The organism is Gottfriedia acidiceleris (assembly GCF_050457485.1).
Taxonomy (GTDB): domain Bacteria; phylum Bacillota; class Bacilli; order Bacillales; family Bacillaceae_G; genus Gottfriedia; species Gottfriedia acidiceleris_D.
On record NZ_JBCMJM010000027.1, the window covers coordinates 1 to 2,407 of the forward strand.

Annotated in this window: 3 protein-coding genes; 1 reads left to right on the top strand and 2 read right to left on the bottom strand. The window is 31.4% G+C overall.

Annotation, left to right across the window (positions count from 1 at the left end; genetic code table 11):
- Nucleotides 1–231 precede the first annotated feature (231 nt).
- A complete protein-coding gene (locus tag ABEY15_RS22540; RefSeq protein WP_429892248.1) occupies nucleotides 232–873 on the bottom strand; it encodes an NAD(P)-dependent oxidoreductase in 642 nt (213 codons plus the stop codon).
- A 139-nt stretch (nucleotides 874–1,012) separates the two neighbouring features.
- Entirely contained in the window at nucleotides 1,013–1,441 is a 429-nt protein-coding gene (locus ABEY15_RS22545) for an Rrf2 family transcriptional regulator (RefSeq protein WP_429892250.1), read from the bottom strand.
- 267 nt (nucleotides 1,442–1,708) lie between these two features.
- Between ABEY15_RS22545 and ABEY15_RS22550 the strand changes: the two genes are divergently transcribed.
- Nucleotides 1,709–1,960: a hypothetical protein gene (locus tag ABEY15_RS22550; RefSeq protein ID WP_429892252.1), complete on the top strand. Its 252-nt coding sequence runs from the start codon at nucleotides 1,709–1,711 to the stop codon at nucleotides 1,958–1,960.
- Nucleotides 1,961–2,407: the final 447 nt, after the last annotated feature.

Here is a 2,407-nt window from a genome sequence, read left to right on the forward strand (position 1 = left end):
ATGGGATAAGCGGGAAGGCTAAAGACCCCGCAGGCTTGCCGAGGAGGCTAAAGAATCTCGCCCCATGGAAAGCGAGCATCCTGTAGTGGAAATCAACATCACTCTACTCCTTTTACGAAAATTTGGTAATTTAATTGACAAGGTTGTTTTTCAACAGCGTGAAGCGATTCTCATAGAGAATCGCTTCTTTGTATAGATAAAGTCCCAAAAAACTGATTTTTAGACTGAAACTTATTCTGCTTCAGAAACTAAAGTAAATCGTTCATTAATATGCTGTGGATTATCAATCTCGTCTAATAATGCAATTGCATAGTCAGCATAACTTACGTAGCTATTACCTTTTTTATTAACAATAAAATTGTCTTTTCCTTTTTGATAAGCTCCAGTACGTTTACCATTCGGATCAAAAAATGCCGCTGGACTAATAAATGTCCACTTAATATCAGTTGTTTTTTGTAAGTCGTGAAGACCTTTTGTCATATTTGATGCAGTAGCATAATATTCTTTTGGAAATTCAGGTGTGTCAACTAATTGAATCGTCTTTTCTTCATCAACATACAAGCTTCCAGCTCCACCAACTACGATTAATCTAGTATCGCTATCACCTTTTAAAGCATTTATTAAAACATTCCCAGCTTCAATATAAAGATGCTCTTGACCTTCAGCTGCTTTAAATGCATTTACAACAACATCAAATTGCTTTAAGTCAGCTGTATTTAAATCTAATAAATCCTTTTCCAATACTGATACTTCATTATTTGTTAATTTAGAAGCATTTCTTACGATTGCTGTTACCTCATGTCCTCTTTCTACTGCTTCTTTTAAAATAAGATTACCTGCTTTTCCTGTTGCTCCAATAATACCAATTTTCATCTTTTTTCATCCTCCTTAAATTTTTTAAAGTTGATTGAACTCATAGTCGTAACTAAAATAGTTACAACTAGTATAAAAAAATATAATATATAGATGTAACAGTTTTAGTTACATCATTCGCAAAAAAAATTGAATGATATTATCCAATTTTTTTGCTTAATACTGTAACTAATTCTTCCATAGTAACTTCATCCAGTATTTTTTCCATTGCTTCTTGTGCTCGATTTAAGATCAGTTCTAGCACTGCTTGAATATTTGCACCGACTGGACAATTCGGATTCGGTTTCTCATGAAATTGAAAAAGTTCTCCTTCTTCTACAACTTCAACCGCTCTATATACATCTAAAAGAGTAATTTCATTTAAAGACTTATGAAGTGTAGCTCCACCGGTTCCTCGACGGACTTGAATTAAGCCAGCATTCTTAAGTTTTCCCATTACTCTTCTAATTACGACCGGATTTGTATTTACACTTCCTGCAATCCATTCGGAAGTACAAAGCGCACTATTCTCAATCGTGACCAAAGATAAAATATGAACAGCAACGGTAAAACGACTACTGATTTTCATAGGATTCAACCTCCGATGTAACCATTATAGTTACAACATTTATTAAATGTCAATAATATTTATTTTACACAAACTTATTATCGAATACATTTTTTTTAATAAAATAATTTAAACAGTGGAAAATCGTTAACAGCTACTATTAGTAGGAAACTAAGACCAGTGCCTTAGTGGTTAAAATTAACTTAAAAATGGAAAAAAATGGTTGAACAACAATAGTAAGTAACTTATCCTTAAATTATAAGAAAGATTAATAAAAGGGTGAAGAAAATGAATGGAAATGATATTGCTTATCTAATTTGCTTTACGGTAATAGGTTTGTTTTTGCTGGTCTTTGGAATCATGTATAAAAAAGAAGCTCATGCAGATTTAAAAAATAGTGGAGTTGGAGGAAATGGTGTTAGTGGAATAGGAGCTATATTGTTCTTCTTACCTCATTGGGTATATAAAGCAATATTTATTGCACTAGGCGCATTCCTAACGATCGGAATTTGGTATGTCATGTTTTTTTACAATAACTAAAAGACTATCTATTCAATTCTAGGAAACAGCAAAAAAAGCAAGAAGCTATTAATATATAGCTTCAGAGTGTTGAAATATAAAATAGTCAATAGGGAAAACGGACATTAAAGGAACATTTATTAGTGATGAAATTATCATTTTTTTGGATGATCTTTTAATGTTTTTAAATGTTAATATGTTTGAGTAATTTTATGATTCGAATAACACTAGAAATGTTTTTTTTCAGATGTTAAAAAATTATGATCTAACTTTTAGAAAAACAAATTCAATTGATTTAGTTTTAGTTTAATTAGTGTTCGATATTAATTGACCTACAATTTGATTAATAAACAACCATTGGGTTACTCTAAGTAAAGGCTATTTGATTAGGATTTATTGCAGACTTTTTTTGATGAATAAGTTGATTGGAATGGAGGGATGCTCGACTCCTATGGGATAAGCGGGAAG